Source organism: Rhodopseudomonas telluris (assembly GCF_042432815.1).
In the GTDB taxonomy this organism is placed as follows: domain Bacteria; phylum Pseudomonadota; class Alphaproteobacteria; order Rhizobiales; family Xanthobacteraceae; genus Rhodopseudomonas; species Rhodopseudomonas telluris.
In genome coordinates this window covers 1-16,605 of record NZ_JBHLWM010000013.1, presented here as the reverse complement: position 1 = coordinate 16,605, position 16,605 = coordinate 1, and the positions used below count along the sequence as shown (strand labels likewise).

14 protein-coding genes and 1 other RNA gene are annotated in these 16,605 nt (G+C 66.8%); 4 read left to right on the top strand and 11 right to left on the bottom strand.

The window, feature by feature from the left end; all coding sequences use genetic code 11:
- Positions 1-3: 3 nt before the first annotated feature.
- From ACFFJ6_RS25340 to rsmH, 5 genes are all read right to left on the bottom strand, one after another.
- The gene (locus ACFFJ6_RS25340) at positions 4-1,440 is read right to left on the bottom strand and encodes a UDP-N-acetylmuramoylalanyl-D-glutamyl-2,6-diaminopimelate--D-alanyl-D-alanine ligase (RefSeq protein WP_378393200.1); all 1,437 of its coding nucleotides are present in this window, start codon (positions 1,438-1,440) and stop codon (positions 4-6) included.
- A complete protein-coding gene (locus ACFFJ6_RS25335) occupies positions 1,437-2,894 on the bottom strand; it encodes a UDP-N-acetylmuramoyl-L-alanyl-D-glutamate--2,6-diaminopimelate ligase (RefSeq protein WP_378393198.1) in 1,458 nt (485 codons plus the stop codon). Before ACFFJ6_RS25335 ends, ACFFJ6_RS25340 begins: the two co-directional genes overlap by 4 nt.
- 117 nt (positions 2,895-3,011) lie before the next feature.
- Positions 3,012-4,712 (bottom strand): peptidoglycan D,D-transpeptidase FtsI family protein, encoded by a 1,701-nt coding sequence (locus ACFFJ6_RS25330; protein ID WP_378393250.1) that lies wholly within the window; start codon positions 4,710-4,712, stop codon positions 3,012-3,014.
- Between the two features lie 50 nt (positions 4,713-4,762).
- Entirely contained in the window at positions 4,763-5,143 is a 381-nt protein-coding gene (ftsL, locus tag ACFFJ6_RS25325) for a cell division protein FtsL (RefSeq protein ID WP_254986435.1), read from the bottom strand.
- Positions 5,143-6,156 (bottom strand): 16S rRNA (cytosine(1402)-N(4))-methyltransferase RsmH, encoded by a 1,014-nt coding sequence (rsmH, locus tag ACFFJ6_RS25320; protein ID WP_378393196.1) that lies wholly within the window; start codon positions 6,154-6,156, stop codon positions 5,143-5,145. The genes ftsL and rsmH overlap by 1 nt, the downstream gene beginning before the upstream one ends.
- Positions 6,157-6,656: 500 nt before the next feature.
- Here rsmH and ACFFJ6_RS25315 point away from each other — a divergent pair, with 500 nt between their 5' ends.
- Positions 6,657-7,523, top strand: coding sequence for an N-acetylmuramoyl-L-alanine amidase (locus tag ACFFJ6_RS25315; protein WP_378393194.1), 867 nt, complete (start codon positions 6,657-6,659; stop codon positions 7,521-7,523).
- Between the two features lie 64 nt (positions 7,524-7,587).
- Positions 7,588-8,018, top strand: an RNA gene (rnpB, locus tag ACFFJ6_RS25310) — RNase P RNA component class A.
- Positions 8,019-8,076: 58 nt separating this feature from the next.
- Here rnpB and ACFFJ6_RS25305 read toward each other — a convergent pair.
- From ACFFJ6_RS25305 to ACFFJ6_RS25290, 4 genes are all read right to left on the bottom strand, one after another.
- Entirely contained in the window at positions 8,077-8,652 is a 576-nt protein-coding gene (locus ACFFJ6_RS25305; RefSeq protein WP_378393192.1) for a Fic/DOC family protein, read from the bottom strand.
- An 8-nt stretch (positions 8,653-8,660) separates the two neighbouring features.
- Positions 8,661-8,861 carry a hypothetical protein gene (locus tag ACFFJ6_RS25300; protein ID WP_378393190.1) on the bottom strand — a complete coding sequence of 67 codons (201 nt, stop codon included), beginning with the start codon at positions 8,859-8,861 and terminating at the stop codon, positions 8,661-8,663.
- A 50-nt stretch (positions 8,862-8,911) separates the two neighbouring features.
- Complete coding sequence (locus ACFFJ6_RS25295; RefSeq protein WP_378393188.1) at positions 8,912-10,498, bottom strand: DHA2 family efflux MFS transporter permease subunit; 1,587 nt, start codon at positions 10,496-10,498, stop codon at positions 8,912-8,914.
- 190 nt (positions 10,499-10,688) lie between these two features.
- Positions 10,689-11,942, bottom strand: coding sequence for an HlyD family secretion protein (locus tag ACFFJ6_RS25290; protein ID WP_378393186.1), 1,254 nt, complete (start codon positions 11,940-11,942; stop codon positions 10,689-10,691).
- A 174-nt stretch (positions 11,943-12,116) separates the two neighbouring features.
- On the opposite strand from ACFFJ6_RS25290, the gene ACFFJ6_RS25285 reads away from it, so the two are divergent.
- Entirely contained in the window at positions 12,117-12,761 is a 645-nt protein-coding gene (locus tag ACFFJ6_RS25285; RefSeq protein WP_378393184.1) for a TetR/AcrR family transcriptional regulator, read from the top strand.
- A 32-nt stretch (positions 12,762-12,793) separates the two neighbouring features.
- Here ACFFJ6_RS25285 and ACFFJ6_RS25280 read toward each other — a convergent pair whose 3' ends face one another.
- Both ACFFJ6_RS25280 and ACFFJ6_RS25275 read right to left on the bottom strand, forming a co-directional pair.
- Complete coding sequence (locus ACFFJ6_RS25280) at positions 12,794-13,987, bottom strand: extensin-like domain-containing protein (protein ID WP_378393182.1); 1,194 nt, start codon at positions 13,985-13,987, stop codon at positions 12,794-12,796.
- Between the two features lie 108 nt (positions 13,988-14,095).
- Positions 14,096-16,051 (bottom strand): methyl-accepting chemotaxis protein, encoded by a 1,956-nt coding sequence (locus tag ACFFJ6_RS25275; protein WP_378393180.1) that lies wholly within the window; start codon positions 16,049-16,051, stop codon positions 14,096-14,098.
- Between the two features lie 216 nt (positions 16,052-16,267).
- Between ACFFJ6_RS25275 and ACFFJ6_RS25270 the strand changes: the two genes are divergently transcribed.
- Entirely contained in the window at positions 16,268-16,504 is a 237-nt protein-coding gene (locus tag ACFFJ6_RS25270) for a hypothetical protein (RefSeq protein ID WP_378393178.1), read from the top strand.
- Positions 16,505-16,605 lie beyond the last annotated feature (101 nt).

Genomic DNA, 16,605 nt, shown 5'->3' with positions numbered 1-16,605 from the left:
GCCTTACACCGCAGCGTCGAGCGCGGCCTTGCCGGGAAAGCGCTTCTCGAGCGCGGTGACAATCGTTTTCATGCGCGAGCCGAGCGATCCCTTGACCATCAACACGTCGCCGGCCCGGATCGCCGCGACGACCTGAGATTCGAGTTCGGCCGCGGTCTCTGCATAGCCCCCTCGTTTGCCGGAGGAAAGGGCGTCCCACAGATGGCGCATCAGCGGCCCGCAGCAATACACCAGGTCGATCGCGTTGCTCTTCACCGCGTCGGCGAGGCCGGCATGAAGATCCGGCCCGGTCGGCCCCAGTTCGAGCATGTCGCCGAGCACGGCGATGCGCCGCCCCTGCCCGCTGATCGCGGCGCTGCCCAGCACGCCGAGCGCGGCCGCCATCGAGGCCGGATTGGCGTTGTAGCTCTCGTCGATCAGGATCGCTTCGCCCTGCCCGAGGTCGAGCGCGCGGCGAACGCCGCGGCCGGCCGCGGGCTGCACCTGCGACAGCGCCAGCGCCGCCAGCGCCAGATCGGCGCCGACGAGTTCGGCTGCCGCCAGCACGGCGAGCGAATTCATGGCGATATGACGGCCCGGAATGCCGAGCTTGTAGGTGACGTCGTGGCCGAGGATGTTGGCGTGGACGGCCGAGCAATCCGCATGCAGCGCGACGTCGAGCAGCCGCGCCTCGGCCTTCGCATCCGCGCCGAACGACACGACGCGGCCGACGCCGGCCTTGGCGGCGTTGTCGCACAGCCGCGCGAACAGCGGATTGTCGCGGTTCAGCACCGCCGTTCCGCCCGGCTCGAGGCCCGCAAAGATCTCCGACTTGGCGTCGGCAATGCCTTCGACGCCCGAGAAGAATTCCAGATGCACCGGCTCCACCGTGGTGATGATCGCCACATGGGGTCTCACCATCTTCACCAGAGGTTCGATTTCGCCGGCGTGGTTCATGCCGATTTCGAACACCGCGTAGCGCGTGCCCTGCGGGCAGCGCGCCAGCGTCAGCGGCACGCCCCAATGGTTGTTGAACGAAGCAACCGAAGCGTGTGTCTCGCCCTGAGCGCCGAGCACGCCACGCAGCGCCTCTTTGGTCGAGGTCTTGCCGACCGACCCCGTGACGGCGATCACTCTGCCGTCCAGCCGCGCCCGTGCCGCGCGCCCGAGATCGCGCAGACCATCGAGTACATCGTCCACCACCAGCAACGGCGCGTCGGCCGCAAACTTGTCGCGCTGCGCGGCCTCGACCACCGCGAGCGCGGCGCCGGCCTTGAGCGCCGCCTCGACGAAGGCGTGGCCGTCATGCACGTCGCCCTTGATGGCGAAGTACGCGTCGCCCGGCGCCAGCGTGCGGCTGTCGATCGAGATGCCGAACACGTCGCGCGGCAGCGTGCCGTTCGTCGCGGCGCGCATCGCCGTGCTCATCGCGTCCGACGTCCATAGCGGCTGTTTGCTCATGCTGCACTCGCTGAGAGGGCCGCCGCGGCGGCTTCGTGATCGCTGAAATGCAGCACCGTGTCGCCCACGATCTGCCCGATCTCGTGTCCCTTGCCGGCGATCAGCAGCGCGTCGCCCGGCTGCAAGTCGCCGATGGCCGTGCGGATCGCCTCGGCGCGGTCGCCAATCTCGCGCGCGCCCGGCGCCGCTGCGAGAATGGCGGCGCGGATCGCCGCGGGATCTTCGCTGCGCGGATTGTCGTCGGTGACGATCACCACGTCGGCATTTTCAGCCGCGATCGCGCCCATCAGCGGCCGCTTGCCGGTGTCGCGATCACCGCCGGCGCCGAACACCACGACGAGCTTGCGCTTGGCATAGGGCCGCAGCGCCTGCAGCGCCTTGGCGAGCGCATCGGGCTTGTGCGCGTAGTCCACGAACACCGGCGCGCCATCATGCGCGCCGACGAGATCGAGCCGGCCCGGCGCGCCTTCGAGATGTTCGAGCGCCGCGAACGTCGCCGCGGCGTCGCCACCGGTGCCGATCACCAGCCCGGCCGACACCAGCGCGTTCTCGATCTGGAACTCGCCGACCAGCGGCAGCTTGAGCGCAACGCGCTGGCCGGCATGTTCGACGACCAGCCGCTGCGCAAAGCCATCGACCGCGGCGTCGATCAGCTTGATGCCCTCGCCCGGATCACCGTTGCGGCCGATGGTCATCAGACGCAGCCCGCGCTGGCGCGCCGCGTCGATCACTTCGGACGAGCAGTCGTGGTCCGCCGAGATCACCGCGGCGCCGCCGTCCTGCACGAGATTGCGGAACAGCCGCAGCTTGGCATTGAGATAGTGCGCGACGTCCGGGTGATAATCCATGTGGTCGCGCGACAGATTGGTGAAGCCACCGGCCGCCACCCGCACGCCATCGAGACGGAACTGATCGAGCCCGTGGGACGAGGCTTCGAGCGCCAGATGCGTCACGCCCTCGCCGGCGATCTCGTCGATCGACCGATGCAGCGCGATCGGATCGGGCGTGGTCAGCGAGCCGTAGACGCTGCGCGTCGGCGTCACCAGACCGATGGTGCCGATGCTCGCGGAGGCATGGCCGAGACGCTGCCAGATCTGGCGCGTGAACGCCGCCACCGAGGTCTTGCCGCTGGTGCCGGTGACGGCCGCGATCACGGCCGGCTGACGCGGGTAGAACCGCGCTGCGGCGAGCGCCAGCGCGCGGCGCGGGTTGCGCACCGTCACGAACGGAACGGCGAGTTCGCCCGCCGGCGGGTGCTCTCCGGCAACCGCCACGGCGCCAGCCGCGACGGCGGCGGCGATGAAGCGCGCGCCGTCGGTCTTTGCGCCGGCGAGCGCGAAGAAAAGGTCGCCGGGCTTCACCGCGCGGCTGTCGACCGCGAGCCCGCCGATGTCGAGATCGGCGACTGCGGCGCCGGTCGTGACATCGTCGCTCAAGAGGTCGCGGAGCTTCATGGTCCTCGGGTCCGGTCGGCCGGTTCGATGGAATTCAACACGCAAACCGGGCTTTTAACGCAAGCGGCCCGCGGCGCAACACGACTGACGCATCACCGCCGCGCGCAGGGCGCGGCGCTATTGGCCGGCCCTCGATGACGCAAGAATGAGGCGGTCGGGCGGCGGCAGGTCGAAGCGCGGCTCGATCCCGAGCAGCGGGGCGATTCGGGCGATCACATTGCCACCGGTGGGAACCGCGTTCCAGCCGGAGGTGATGAAGCCGTGGGTCTCCGGCAGCGCCTTCGGCTCGTCGAGCATCACCAGCACCTGAAACTGCGGATTGTCGGCCGGCAGCACGGCGGTGAACGAGTTCAGCACCTGCTTCTTGGCATAGCGGCCGTTGACGACCTTCTCCGAGGTGCCGGTCTTGCCGCCGATGTAATACCCCTTGGCGATCTGGTCCGCGGTCTTGGCGGTGCCGACCTCGGCGTTCAGCCGCATCAGATAGCGGATCTTGTCGCTGGTCTCTTTCTTGACGACGCGCTTGGCCATCTTCAGCGCGTCTTCCTCGCTCCGGCGCAGGAAGGTCGGCGGGATCAGGTAGCCGCCATTGACCATGGCGTTGATGCCCATCACCGCCTGCAGCGGCGCCACCGCGATGCCGTGGCCGAACGAGATGGTGATGGTGTTGAGGTCGCCCCAGCGCTTCGGCACGATCGGCGACGCGCTTTCGGGAAGCTCGGTGCGCAGCCGGTCGAGCTGGCCGACCTTCTTCAGGAACGCCTTGTGCGCCTCGACGCCCATCGACAGCGCGACGCGGGCGGCGCCGACGTTCGACGAATAGGTGAACACTTCGGACAGCGAGATCGCGCGGCCCATGTTGTGGGTGTCGTGGATCTTGAACTTGCCGTAGTGCAGCGGGCCGCGCGCGTCGTACATCGAATGCAGCGTCGCCTTGCCGGCGTCGAGCGCCATCGCCAGCGTCAACGTCTTGAAGGTCGAGCCCATCTCGTACACGCCGGTGGTGAGCCGGTTGATGCGATCGGGATCGTTGGCCTCGCGCGGATTGTTCGGGTCGAAGTCCGGCAGCGACACCATCGCGACGATCTCGCCGGTCCTGACGTTGGAGACGAGGCCCGACGCCGCCTTGGCGCTGTACTTCTCCTTGGCCTTGATCAGTTCGTCACGCAGCGCGTGCTCGACGCGGATGTCGACGGCCAGTTCGACCGGCTTCTGCAGGCGGTCCGAGGCGAAGCCGGCGCGGTGCAGATCGGCGAGGCCGTTGGTATCCAGCCATTTCTCGATGCCGGCGATGCCCTGGTTGTCGATGTTGACGAGGCCGATCAGATGCGAGACTTCCGGCCCGGTCGGATACACGCGCTTGTTCTCGCGCAGGAAGCCGATGCCCGGGATGCCGAGGTTCTTGATGTCGGCCTGCTGGCGCGGCGAGATTTCGCGCTTCAGCCAGACGAAGCCCTTCTTCGAGGCGAGGCGCTCGCGCACTTCCTGCGTTTCGAGATCGGGCAGCGTCGCGGTGAGCAGCTCGACCGCCTCGTCCTGATCGATGATGCGGCGCGGCTCGCCGAACAGCGACGGTGTCTTGACGTCGGTCGCCAGGATGGTGCCGTTGCGGTCGACGATGTCGGGGCGCGCGGTGGCGATCGCGTCCGACGCACCGGTCCGGCGGGTGCCGTGGCTGTCGCCGAGCACGGCGATCATCGACAGCTTGAAGGCGATGATGCCATACACCGCCGCGAACGCCAGCATTGCCAGCCCGACGCGGGCCCGCGCCTTGGCGTCGCGATCCACGTCCTTGCCGTAGATCAGGCTGCGGATCATACGCCGGCGCCAGTTGACGTGATGCCCGACGAGGGGGAGCGACGGTTCGGTCAATGCGCTGCCTCCGGCACCGGCAGCGAGCCGGTGATGATGTCGGGGTCGATCTTCTCGATCATCGAGGCGATCGGATCGGGATCGCCCGGATTGACGATGCTCGGCGGCCGCTCCGGCAGGTTCTTGAGCTGGTCGAACTGTCGGGCGTTGATCGGCTTCAGCTTGAGGTGCCGTTCGGCCAGCCCCTGCAGACGGCCGGGCGCATCGAGCTTGGCCCATTCGGCGCGGAGCTGCGCGATCGCCTCGCGCTCCTTGCGCACTTCGGCATGGAGCTGCAGCACCTTCTCGGTGCGCACCGTCGACTCCATCTTGATCCGATAGACATAGGCCGCGGCGAACACCAGCATGGCGATCACGGCCACATGAATGATGCGCATCATCGGCCGGCCCTCGTCCCGCCCGGCTTCATCACCGCCGCGAGCGTCGGCCAGCCCGGCAGATCGTCGGGCGCATGTGCCGGCGCGTCGGTGCGTTCGCCGCCGCGCAGCTTGGCGGAGCGCGCGCGCGGATTGGCCGCGACCTCGGCATCGCCGGCAGCGATCGGACGCTTGGTCAGCACGGTGAAGCTCGGCTTGGCGGTCGCCAGCTCGGGCAGATGCCGCGAGCCGCCGCCGACGCGGCTCCGCTCGGTCAGGAAGGTTTTGACGATGCGGTCTTCCAGCGAATGGAACGACACCACCGCGAGCCGGCCGCCCGGCTTCAGCACGCGCTCCGCCGCGGCGAGCGCCTGATACAGCTCGTCGAGCTCCTCGTTGACGAAGATCCGCAGCGCCTGGAACGTCCGCGTCGCCGGATGGATCTCGCCGGGCTTGCTGCGTACGACCTTGGCGACGATGTCGGCCAGCGCGCGGGTTGTGGTGATCGGCGCCTCGCTGCGCGCGACGACGATCGCCTTGGCGACGTGGCGGGAGTAACGCTCCTCGCCGAAGATGTAGATGATGTTGGCGAGATCGGTCTCGGAGGCGCGGGCGATCACATCGGCGGCGGTCGGGCCGTCGCCGCCCATCCGCATATCGAGCGGCCCGTCGAGCCGGAACGAGAAGCCGCGCTCGGCCTGATCGACCTGCATCGACGACACGCCGATATCCATCACCACGCCATCGACGCGCTCGTGCCCCTGCGCGGCGCAGACCTCGGCCAGGTTGGAGAAGCGGTCCTCGACCAGGGTCAGCCGGCCGCCGGCGCCCTGCACCAGATCGAAGCCGCCGGCGATCGCGGTCCGGTCACGGTCGATCGCGATCACCCGCGTGTCCGCGGCCTCCAAAATCATCCGCGTGTAGCCGCCGGCCCCGAAGGTGCCGTCCACATAAATTCCACCCGCGCGCGGCGCGAGCAAGCCGACCGCCTCGTGACCCAGGACCGGAATATGGCGCGGACGTGCTTGGTTCATGCGCCCAGCCCGCCATGCGCGCAGGCCCGCCCGCCCGCTGGGATCGAGCGCCCAGCCGGCAGCGAGTTCGGCAGAGACATCGTCGGCAACCGGCGCATCGTGGATCGAAACTCCCGGTTCCACACGGAATTTGGCCGGCACACCCGTCCCCCATCCTGGCGAACCCGGCGCTCCGGCGGGAATCTGTTGGATTGCCATCGGCTTATGGGCTGTTCAGAGGGGGCCGGCAGTTCCCGGCAATACGGCTCTTCACCCCTCAGTAACGTCTCTTAGCCTTAAGAAAACGTTGACGGAGCCGCTTCACGATCCGGCGATCTTCACGGTTTCAACCGCTTGGCCCAGCGGTATCCCTGTGATGCCGATCATCCACACTCCACAGAAAACGACCAAATCATGACATGCGCGCGTTGCGACCTGGGGTCGTGCCCGGGATAGTGCATACGGCGCCGCGTGTTGCGTCGGGCGCCTCCGCCGTTCTCCTGCCGGGTTTGGATAGTGTGATGCCAGCTTCGTTCGCGTCTGCGGGTCCAGAGTCGAAACAACGACGTATCGTCCCACTGCCCAAGGGCATCGTGGCCATGCAGACTTTCATTCCAGATTCTTCAGTCGTTTCCGATGTGATCCCTTCGCCTAATTTCGGCGAACGCAACAAGGGCCGGCAGCCCGACATGATCGTGCTGCACTACACCGGCATGCCCGACGTCGAGAGCGCGCTGACCCGGCTGTGCAAGGCCGGCACCGAGGTCTCGGCGCATTACGTGGTGCTCGAGGACGGCCGGATCCTGCAATGCGTTCAGGAAGCCAAGCGCGCCTGGCACGCCGGCGTCGCCAAATGGGCCGGCGAGGACGACATCAACTCCTGCTCGATCGGCATCGAGATCATCAATCGCGGCCATGATTGGGGCTATCCCGACTACCCGCTGCGGCAGATCGCGGCGGTGATCGCGCTGTGCCGCGGCATCATCATCCGCCGCGGCATCGCTCCACACCGCGTGCTCGGCCACTCCGACGTCGCGCCGGCGCGCAAGAAGGACCCCGGCGAGAAATTTCCGTGGCGATCGCTCGCCGCCTCCGGCGTCGGCCTGTTCGTCGAGCCGGCCCGGATCGAACCCGGCGGCGAGACACTGAAACACGGGGCCGAGGGCGAGAATGTCCGCGCGCTGCAGCAGGCGCTGGCCGATTACGGCTATGGCATCGCCGTCAGCGGCAAATACGACCACGCGACCGCCGAGGTCGTGACCGCGTTTCAGCGTCACTTCCGGCCCGAGAAGGTCGACGGCATCGCCGACACCTCGACGCTGGCGACTCTGCACGCGCTGCTCGGCATCCTGCCCGCCGACGCACACCCGGTCGCCGCGGTGGGCTGAGGGCGGACCACGCCGCGCCCTTTCGCCTTGACGCAGCGGCGCGAAGCCCGCATGGCTTGCCGCGTCAGTCGGCCGGACGGCCGCTCCGGCAAGCGCCGAAAGGCCGCCGGGGAGGAAAGTCCGGGCTCCATCGACATACGGTGCCGGATAACGTCCGGCGGGGGCGACCCCAGGGAAAGTGCCACAGAGAACGAACCGCCCCGCGTCGCCGTCAGGCGAAGCGGGGTAAGGGTGAAAAGGTGCGGTAAGAGCGCACCGCGTCGCCGGCAACGGAGACGGCATGGTAAACCCCACCGGGAGCAAAACCGAATAGGGACGGCATCGCGGATAGTTCGCTCTTCGGGGCGATAACTCCGCAGGGTGATGTCAAACCCGCCGTCCGGGTAGGTTGCTCGAGGCGCTGTGCAAACAGCGTCCCAGAGGAATGGCCGTCGCGTATCACTCGTGCAAACGAGCGGTGCCCTCCAGAACCCGGCTTACAGGCCGGCTGATACTTATCATGAAGGGCTCGGCGTGATGCGCCGGGCCCTTCGCCATTGGCGGTCCTGGTCGGCTACTTCGAGACTAGGTCCCGGATCACGGACTGCAGTGGGATTTCGTCTCCAGAAAAGCTGGTAATCATTGCAGCCAACATCTGCGCCGGATCAAATCCCTGCCGCCGAAGCGGATGACCGGCACGCTCCGCCAGGAACGCGAAGAATGCGAGCTGCGTTCGTCCGTTTCCCTCGCGAAACGGATGAATCGCATTCAGCTCGCTTAGAAAGTGAGCGCCCTTGACGGCAAACGCCTCGATCGAGAGGGAGCGAAGGAATTGCTGTTGCTCGAGGTCGGCAAATAGACGCTGAACCTGAACCGCAATGTGTTCCGGAAAACAGAAGGGATTGCCTCCCTTTGCGATCCGCACCGTCCGGTACTCACCGGCCCAGGCATATACGTCCTGAAACAGGTGACGATGAAACGCGCAGTACAGCGCCGGGCTGACTTTGCCCTCGGGAAAAGGTTCCCGCGCGCGGTCCGAGGTGATCTCCGCCTCATAGCGATCGAGCACGACCTGATCGCGGAGGTCGAGCAAGTTCTTCAGTACAGTGCTGCCGGGGTAGCAATACGGATCGGCGACTGCATCGTACATCCGGGAGCTCAGCTCTTCCGGTAGACGGCCTTGATGCGCTCGCGGCGTTCGTCTGGTGAAAGCTTCAGACGCTCGGATTCCCTGGCACGCCGAAGCATGTCATCGGTGAGTTCGATCCCCTCGACCGCGCTGATCTTCTCGAACAACTCAGCGCCGAGGAGGAAGCCCTCCTCCGCTGGCCGTTTGGTGCTGCGTGTATCTGAAGCCATGCTTCAGCCTAGCATGGCGAGTGGGGCACGTCACGCCACCGCAGCCGCCCTCAATGGCCCCCGCCCCCGGCCGCCGCCGGATTCGCCGGCTTCGCCACCAGCACCACCATCGTGCTTAGGCCGATGTAGAAGATCGTCAGCAGGAAGAAGGCGTCGCCGAAGCTCATGGTCACGGCCTGGCGGTGGACGATCTGGTTGAACTGTTTCAGCGCCATCATCGAGGCGTCGCCCATGCCCTGGAAGCGCTGGGTCAGCATGGTGAGGAAATCGACCGCCTGGGCGTTGCCCCAGTTCACCTTGTCGTGCAGGCGCGAGATGTGGAAGTCGGTGCGGTTGTCGAGCGCGGTGTTGATCAGCGCGAGGCCGAGCGCGCCGCCGAGGTTGCGGGTCAGGTTGAACAGGCCAGAGGCGTTCTTGACGCGTTGCGGCGGCAGCGTGCCGAGCGCGATGTTGTTGACCGGCACCATCGCCATCATCATGCCGACGCCGCGGAAGATCTGCGGCCACAGCAGCTCGTAGAAATCGTAGTCGCGCGTGATCCAGGTCATTTGCCAGGTGCCGGCGGCGAATAGCAGCAGGCCGATGGCGATCAGGAGGCGCATGTCGACCAGCGTCATCAGCCGGCCGACCAGCGGGGCCGAGAGAAACATCGCGATGCCGGAGACGAACATCGTCTCGCCGATCATCAGCGCGCTGTAGCCGCGGACTTCGGCGAGGTAGCGCGGATAGATGTAGGTCAGCCCGTACAGGCCGATGCCGACGCAGAACGAGAACAGGCAGCCGAACGCGAAATTGCGGTTGGTGAAGGCGCGGATATCGACGATCGGCTCGCGCGCGGTCAGCACCCGAAGGAAGAACCCGACGCCGCAGACCACGCAGACGATCGCGAAGATGAAGATCGACTCGTCGTTGAACCAGTCGTTGCGCGGGCCTTCTTCCAGCACGTATTCCAGCGAGCCGAGGAAGCCGGCCATGAAGCCGAGCCCCCACCAGTCGAAGTGATCGAGCAGCTCGTAATGCGGCTCGTCGAAATCGACCAAGAACCAGACGCCGATGGTGATGCCGATGCCGGGAACGACGTTGATGAAGAACAGCCAGTGCCACGACATCAGGTCGGTGATGTAGCCGCCGACCGTCGGGCCGATGGTCGGCGCCAGCGTCGCGACGAGACCGATGATCGGGCCGACCAGATTGAATTTGCTCCGCGGAAACACCGTGTAGGCCGAGGCGAACACGGTCGGGATCATGCCGGCGCCGAGGAAGCCCTGGATCGCGCGCCACACGATCATCTCGGTGATCGACGAGGTGAAGCCGCACATCAGGCTGGCGAAGGTGAAGCCGGCCGCCGAGATCGCGAACAGGTTGCGGGTGCCGAGCGCGCGCGACAGAAAGCCCGACAGCGGAATCGCGATCACTTCGGCGATCAGATACGCGGTCTGCACCCAGGAGACTTCGGACGACGACGCCGATAGGCCGGCCTGGATTTCGGAGAGCGATGCCGAGACGATCTGGATGTCCAGGATCGACATGAACATCCCGAACACCATGATCAGGAACGCGATCAGCCGGCTCGCCGGCACGTGCTCCGACGGCTCCTGCGGCACTGCTTCGGCAGTTGTGGTTGTCGATGCCGACATCGGCGATTCCCTAGAGCCTCATGCTCCCACCTCCGTCATGGCCGGGCTTGTCCCGGCCATCCACGCCTTTGTCGAGGCTTCCCCAGCAAGGCGTGGATGCCCGGCACAAGGCCGGGCATGACGAGCAACTCATTCTGTGCTCAGACGTCGACGCGTCGCCGGCAGGAAGTCTGCCGCCGCAGCAATATGCTTACTTCCCGGTCCTTGTATCGACCTTGACGTACACCGACATGCCGGCGCGCAGCAGGCCTTCGCGGGCGACGTCGGCGGGGACGCGGATGCGGACCGGGACGCGCTGCACGATCTTGGTGAAGTTGCCGGTGGCGTTGTCGGGCGGCAGCAGCGTGAACACCTGCCCGGCTGCCGGCGCGAGGCTGTCCACCGTGCCCTCGATCTTGCGGCCGGAGTAAGCGTCGACCGACAGATCGACCGTCTGGCCGGGCTTCAGCCGCGCCAACTGGGTTTCCTTGAAGTTGGCGTCGACATAGACGCCGTCGAGCGGCACGATGTTGGCGAGCCGTTGGCCGGCATTGATGTAGTCGCCGGTGTTGACCAGACGGTTGGAGAATGTGCCGGTGACGGGCGCGCGGACATTGGTGAAATCGAGGTCGCGCTCGGCCTTGGCCAGCGCGCTCTGCAGCTCGGCGAGCTGGGCGCGAGCCTCGTTCTGCTGCGCCTTGGTGACTTCGACATTGTCGCGCGCGGCGTCGTAGGCCGCCTTGGCGGCGGCGACCGAGGCGACGCCCTGGTCGCGGCTGGCCTGCGAGGTCTCGAACACGGCGCGGGAGGCGAAGCCCTTGGTGCTCAGCGCCTGCTGGCGATCGAAATCGAGATCGGCACGCTTGGCCGCTGCCTCGGCGGAATTGAGCTGCGCCTGCGCCTGCTCGACCGCGCTCTGCTGGGCGGTGACCTGGCGGCCGATCCGTTCGATCGTGGCCTGCTGGGTGGCGATCTTGGCGCGGGCGCTGTCGACCGCGATCTTGTAGTCGCCGTCGTCGATCTTGAACACGACCTGCCCCGCCTTCACCAGCGTGTTGTCCCCGGGCAGGATCGCGGCGATGTGGCCGGCGACGCGGGCGCCGAGCGTGGTGTTGTTGGCCCGCACATAGGCGTCGTCGGTCGACACCATGAAGCGGCCAACCAGCATGTATTCGGTGCCGAAATAAGCGATGGCGGCCAGCGCCGCGAGGCCGACGCCGAGCAGCAGCATCCGCTTGCGGCGGGGCTTCTTGACGACGGGTGCGGGACGCGCCTGAGCCGCGACCGGCTCGGCCTCGGTCTTCGCTTCCGACGGTTCGGCGAGCTTCAGCGTCGAGGTATCTTCCAACCGCGAGCGCAGCGCATCGCTCTGGGAGGGCCCGGTGTCTTGCGGCAGAGCCGCGGCGGGCGCCGCCTCGTCGGGATTGGATCGAAGAACGCGGGCAGCTTGGTCGCGTCCGGACATCGGCATCTCCTGACTGGCTCACGATGAGCGCCTGCCCGGACCCCTTCGCCCTGACAGTCATTCTCAAATAAATTGACCGAACGGTTCGGTCAAGATAGTTTCCTGAGCAAATCTACCAGGCAGGGATCAATGTTTGGGCTGACGCCCGCGACGATTTCAGGACACGCTGAACCAATGGTTGCACACGCATCGGCCCCGGTGCCCCACATCGACGAGGACAGCGCCAAGCGCCGTCAGATCGTCAAGGGCGCGCGCCAGGTGTTTCTCGAGCAGGGCTATGACGGCGCCAGCATGGGCGAGATCGCGCGCGCGGCGGGCGTCTCCAAGGGCACGCTCTACGTCTACTTCGCCGACAAGAACGCTCTGTTCTGCGAGATCATGGAGCAGGAAAGCCTGTCGCAGGGCATGTCGGCCTTCGAGTTCGTGCCGGCGCTCGACGTCGAAACGTCGCTGAAAGTATTCGGCGCGGCCTACATCAAGCTGCTGTGCGATCCGCGCGGCGCGTCCGCCATCCGCACCGTGATGGCGATCGCCGAACGGATGCCGGAGGTCGGCCGCCACTACTACGAACGCGTCATCGCCAATTCGCTCGGCAAGTTCACGCGCTATCTCGAGCAGCAGGTGCAGGCCGGCACGCTGCAGATCGACGACTGCCACCTCGCCGCGTCGCAATTCACCAAGCTGTGCCAGGCGACGCTGTTTCTGCCGTTCATCTTCCAGATGACGAGCGCGCCCTCGCCGCAGCACATCGCCGAGGTGGTGGACAGCGCGACGCGGATGTTCCTGGCCACCTACAGGACGAAGCCGGGCGCCGACTGACCGCCGCCGGGCCCGCCGCAACCAAGCCCCAACTAATCGTCCTCGGCTTCGTCGCGGCTGACGGCCTTGCGCGCCGTCGGTCGGCCGATCGAGCCGGTCGGACCGTTCCAGCCGCTCGACGCATAGGGATTGCGCTGCTGCAGCCGCGCCGCGATCACTTCGCCGGGCACTGCCGCCGGCTTGCAGATGCTGCGGGCGCTACGCCGGCGCATCAGGTCGACGTGGATGTGATCGTAGTGATAGACGTTCGACCCCGGCGCCAGCACCGTGGTGAACATCTGGCAGGCCGAGTCCTGCACGTCGTGCAGAAACGCCTGCTCTTCGGGCAAGCCCTTCCAGCCGCCCTTCACGGTGATGCGCCGACCGTCCGCCAGCACGAAGGCGGCGATATCGAGCGCGTTGCCGAAAGCGTGTTCGGAAATGTGCGCGTTCGGATTGCCGTTCATGCCGCGGCACGAATAGGCGGAGATCTGCTTGATCTCGACGACGCGCTGGCCGAACCAGCGCATCGCCGCCGGCTGCACGGACTCGGCGAGCCAGCGATCCAGCGCCGAAACGATCGGGCACGCCAGCGTCGCGGTCGGCTTCAGCGCCACCGGACCGACCGAGCCGGTGACATTGCTCTGCGCCGGTCCGAGCCGCGGCAGCGGGCGCTGTTCGTCGGGATAGCGCGGTGAGGCATTCGGTTCGCGCGAGTAGCCGGTGACGTTCTCGGCCGGCGGACGGTCCGCCCCTTCCGGCGGCAGCTCGATGTCCTGCGCGGCCGGCGCCGTTCCCGGCGCGCTCAGCGAGACCGGACCGCCGCGTCCATTGTCGTAGCTGGCGTTTGCGCCATAGCCGCCTTGCGCGGCGCCGTAGGATGGCTGCTGCGGCGGATAGTTGCGCGGCTGTGCGCCGTAGCTCGGCTGCGCGCCCGGCCAGCGCGGCTGCGAGCCGCCGCCGACCGACGCCGGCGGACGCAGATCGTCGGCAAAGCCGATCGCGCTGCTTTCACCGAGGGCCGCGACCTTGAGAGGAAACTCGGCGCCGCACACGCCCGGCCCGGAGATCGGATCGATCCGGACCAGATCCGGGCCTTCCTTGACGGCGCCGGATTTCAGACATGCAACCTCGGCCTCGGTTCGCCACGGTTCACGTTCGGCGGTCTGAAACAGACCGCGTCCGCAACCGGCAAGCGATACGAGGACGATGGAGCCGACGAGATACAAACGAACTCCGCGCGTCATGACGCGCACAGTCGCTCAATCTGATTAAAGAGAATTGAATGGTATCTTTTTAGCGTCGCTTAACCATACGGCCGCAAGAGCGGAACTCTCGCGGCCGTCGAAGCGAGATCAGGCGGCGCGAACTTCGTCCAGGAACGCCTTCACTTGCGCCTTCAGGGTTTCGCCGGTGTGCGAAAGCTCGGTGGCGGCGTCCACCACCTGGCTGGCGGCAACGCCGGTCTCGCGCGCGGCATCGCTCACATGCACGATGTTGGTCGACACCTCGGTGGTCGAGCGCGCGGCCTCGGCGACGTTGTGGGCGATCTCGCGCGTCGCGGTGCCCTGCTCGCGCACCGCGCTGGCGATCGCCGTGGCGATCTCGTTGACGCGGCCGATGGTGGTGGTGATGCCTTCGATCGCCGCCACCGAGCTTTGCGTCGCGAGCTGGATCGCACCGACCTGCGACGAAATTTCCTCGGTCGCCTTGGAGGTCTGCTCGGCCAGCGCCTTGACCTCGGCGGCGACCACCGCGAAACCGCGGCCGGCCTCGCCAGCGCGGGCAGCTTCGATCGTCGCGTTCAGCGCGAGCAGATTGGTCTGTGCCGCGATGTCGCTGATCAGCGTCACCACCTCGCCGATCTTCTGCGCCGCCTCGGCGAGCCCCTTGACCTCATGGTTGGTGCGGCCGGCCTGCCCGGCTGCTTCGCCGGCGACCTGCGCGGACTGATCGACGTGCTTGCCGATCTCGGCGATCGAGGCGTCGAGCTCTTCGACGGCCGCCGCGACCGCCTGCGCATTCGAGGTCGCTTCCGCCGACGCACTGGTCGCCGCGCTGATGCGTCGTTCGGATTCGGTGGCGGTGCCGGCCATCGAGTCAGCCGTGCCGCGCAGTTCCGTCGCCGCCGAGCCGACCAATTGCACCGCGGTGCCGACGCTGGCCTCGAACCGCGCCGCGAGTTCGAGCATGGTCTTGCGGCGCTCGCTTTCATTGGCGATCCGCTGCTCGTCCTGGGCGGCGCGCAGCCGCTCGGTCTCGATCAGGCTTTCCTTGAACACCTCGACGGTCCGCGCCATCGAACCGACCTCGTCGCGCCTGTTGCAGCCCGGCACGTCGACCGCGTGATGGCCCTTGCTGATCTCGTGCATCGCGCCTTCGAGCGCCACGATCGGCTTCGCCATGCTGCGGCCGAGCCACACGGCAATCGCCGCCGCCGCAAGCGCCGCGCACAGCGTCGCGAGCACCAGCCACTCGATCGCGCTCTCGGTGAGTGCCGCATAGGCGCTGGCGTCGCGCACGATCTGCATCACCGCGACCGGAGCGCCCGAGTAGTTCTTGATCTGGCCGAACGACACGCCGGTCGCCTTGCCGCCATCTTCGCCCTTGCGGATCACCAATTCGCCCGACATCGCGCGGCGCACGGCGTCGGCATCCGGCACCAGGGCCGGGATCGACGAGGCGATGACGTTGATCTTGTCGCCGGCGGGCTGCAGGATCGCGACGTCGACGCCGAAACGCGACTTCATGCGCCCGACGAAATTGGCGCCGAACGGCGAACCGACATCCATCGTGCCGATCAAGCCCTTGGCATCGATGATCGGCGCCGTGCCGAACACAGTCAGATTGTCACGGCCGGGCTCGATGCCACCTTCGGCACGCGCCTTGGTCAGCGCTTCCACCACCATCTTGCGGCGACCGGACACGTCGTCGCCGAACGCGTCCGGCTTGTGGACACGGGCGAATGTGACCGACGGCGGAACCTGGATGGTGATCAGATCGAGTCCGCGCGGCGCCAGCTTGCCGTGCGCTTCCTTCATCAGCAGGACCGTGCGGTCGCGATCGCCGGAACGGATCGCATCCTTGACCACCTGCATGGCGGCCAACGTTTCGCTGACCGCCAGCGTGGTCCGGGTTTCTGCCTCGATCGCGCCGACCAGATTGGCATAATCGCTGCGCAGTTCGCGCTCCAGCGCCACCTCGATGGTCGCCTGCTGGCGCCAGAAGCTGAAGCCGGCGAGCATCGCGCACGAACCGATGGCCACCAGCGTAATCGCCACGATCATGCGTGCCGAGATCGATTTCAGCATCAATTCGTCTCCCATCGCGCGGCACGTCTCAATGCTCGCGTAGCCTGCTCAATTTACTTGAGGTAAACGTGTAGTTGCAGAGAAAGAATAGAATGTTAACGGGGGAACTGATCCGGCTATGCACGAAATGGGACTTAGCGGCCCCGGTAAGGTTGATCGGTTAGGTTAAGGGGGCAATTTCGTTGACCCGTGCGGCCCAGATGCTCAATTGGCCGCATGATCAAGGACGACGACTACGAACTCGACTCCTCCGGCAACAGGGTGCTGATCGGCCTCACTTCAGAAGAAACGGCCGAGTTCTTCCGGCTGGACGAGATCATCGCCAAGAGCGGCCCGCCGCCGGCGATCGAGGACGACTGGTACAGGCCGGAGGACCGCCGCTGGCTCGAACTCTACGAGAAGCACGAATCCGCCCGCCGTCCGTTCCTCAAGAGCAGCAAGACGATGCACTGAGGCGGGGCTCCGCCGCGCCGTCACGACCGCTCGGGATCACCACGCGTAGCGCAGCACGCCCTTGCCGGCGTAGCTGCGGGTGACGTCGGAGAACTCGCCTT

Excerpts from the sequence above, each read along its gene's own strand:
- ACFFJ6_RS25340 (WP_378393200.1), bottom strand. The coding sequence starts at position 1,440 with ATGAGCAAACAGCCGCTATGGACGTCGGACGCGATGAGCACGGCGATG.
- ACFFJ6_RS25335 (WP_378393198.1), bottom strand. The coding sequence starts at position 2,894 with ATGAAGCTCCGCGACCTCTTGAGCGACGATGTCACGACCGGCGCCGCA.
- ACFFJ6_RS25330 (WP_378393250.1), bottom strand. The coding sequence starts at position 4,712 with ATGATCCGCAGCCTGATCTACGGCAAGGACGTGGATCGCGACGCCAAG.
- ftsL (WP_254986435.1), bottom strand. The coding sequence starts at position 5,143 with ATGCGCATCATTCATGTGGCCGTGATCGCCATGCTGGTGTTCGCCGCG.
- rsmH (WP_378393196.1), bottom strand. The coding sequence starts at position 6,156 with ATGAACCAAGCACGTCCGCGCCATATTCCGGTCCTGGGTCACGAGGCG.
- ACFFJ6_RS25315 (WP_378393194.1), top strand. The coding sequence starts at position 6,657 with ATGCCAGCTTCGTTCGCGTCTGCGGGTCCAGAGTCGAAACAACGACGT.
- ACFFJ6_RS25305 (WP_378393192.1), bottom strand. The coding sequence starts at position 8,652 with ATGTACGATGCAGTCGCCGATCCGTATTGCTACCCCGGCAGCACTGTA.
- ACFFJ6_RS25300 (WP_378393190.1), bottom strand. The coding sequence starts at position 8,861 with ATGGCTTCAGATACACGCAGCACCAAACGGCCAGCGGAGGAGGGCTTC.
- ACFFJ6_RS25295 (WP_378393188.1), bottom strand. The coding sequence starts at position 10,498 with ATGTCGGCATCGACAACCACAACTGCCGAAGCAGTGCCGCAGGAGCCG.
- ACFFJ6_RS25290 (WP_378393186.1), bottom strand. The coding sequence starts at position 11,942 with ATGTCCGGACGCGACCAAGCTGCCCGCGTTCTTCGATCCAATCCCGAC.
- ACFFJ6_RS25285 (WP_378393184.1), top strand. The coding sequence starts at position 12,117 with ATGGTTGCACACGCATCGGCCCCGGTGCCCCACATCGACGAGGACAGC.
- ACFFJ6_RS25280 (WP_378393182.1), bottom strand. The coding sequence starts at position 13,987 with ATGACGCGCGGAGTTCGTTTGTATCTCGTCGGCTCCATCGTCCTCGTA.
- ACFFJ6_RS25275 (WP_378393180.1), bottom strand. The coding sequence starts at position 16,051 with ATGCTGAAATCGATCTCGGCACGCATGATCGTGGCGATTACGCTGGTG.
- ACFFJ6_RS25270 (WP_378393178.1), top strand. The coding sequence starts at position 16,268 with ATGATCAAGGACGACGACTACGAACTCGACTCCTCCGGCAACAGGGTG.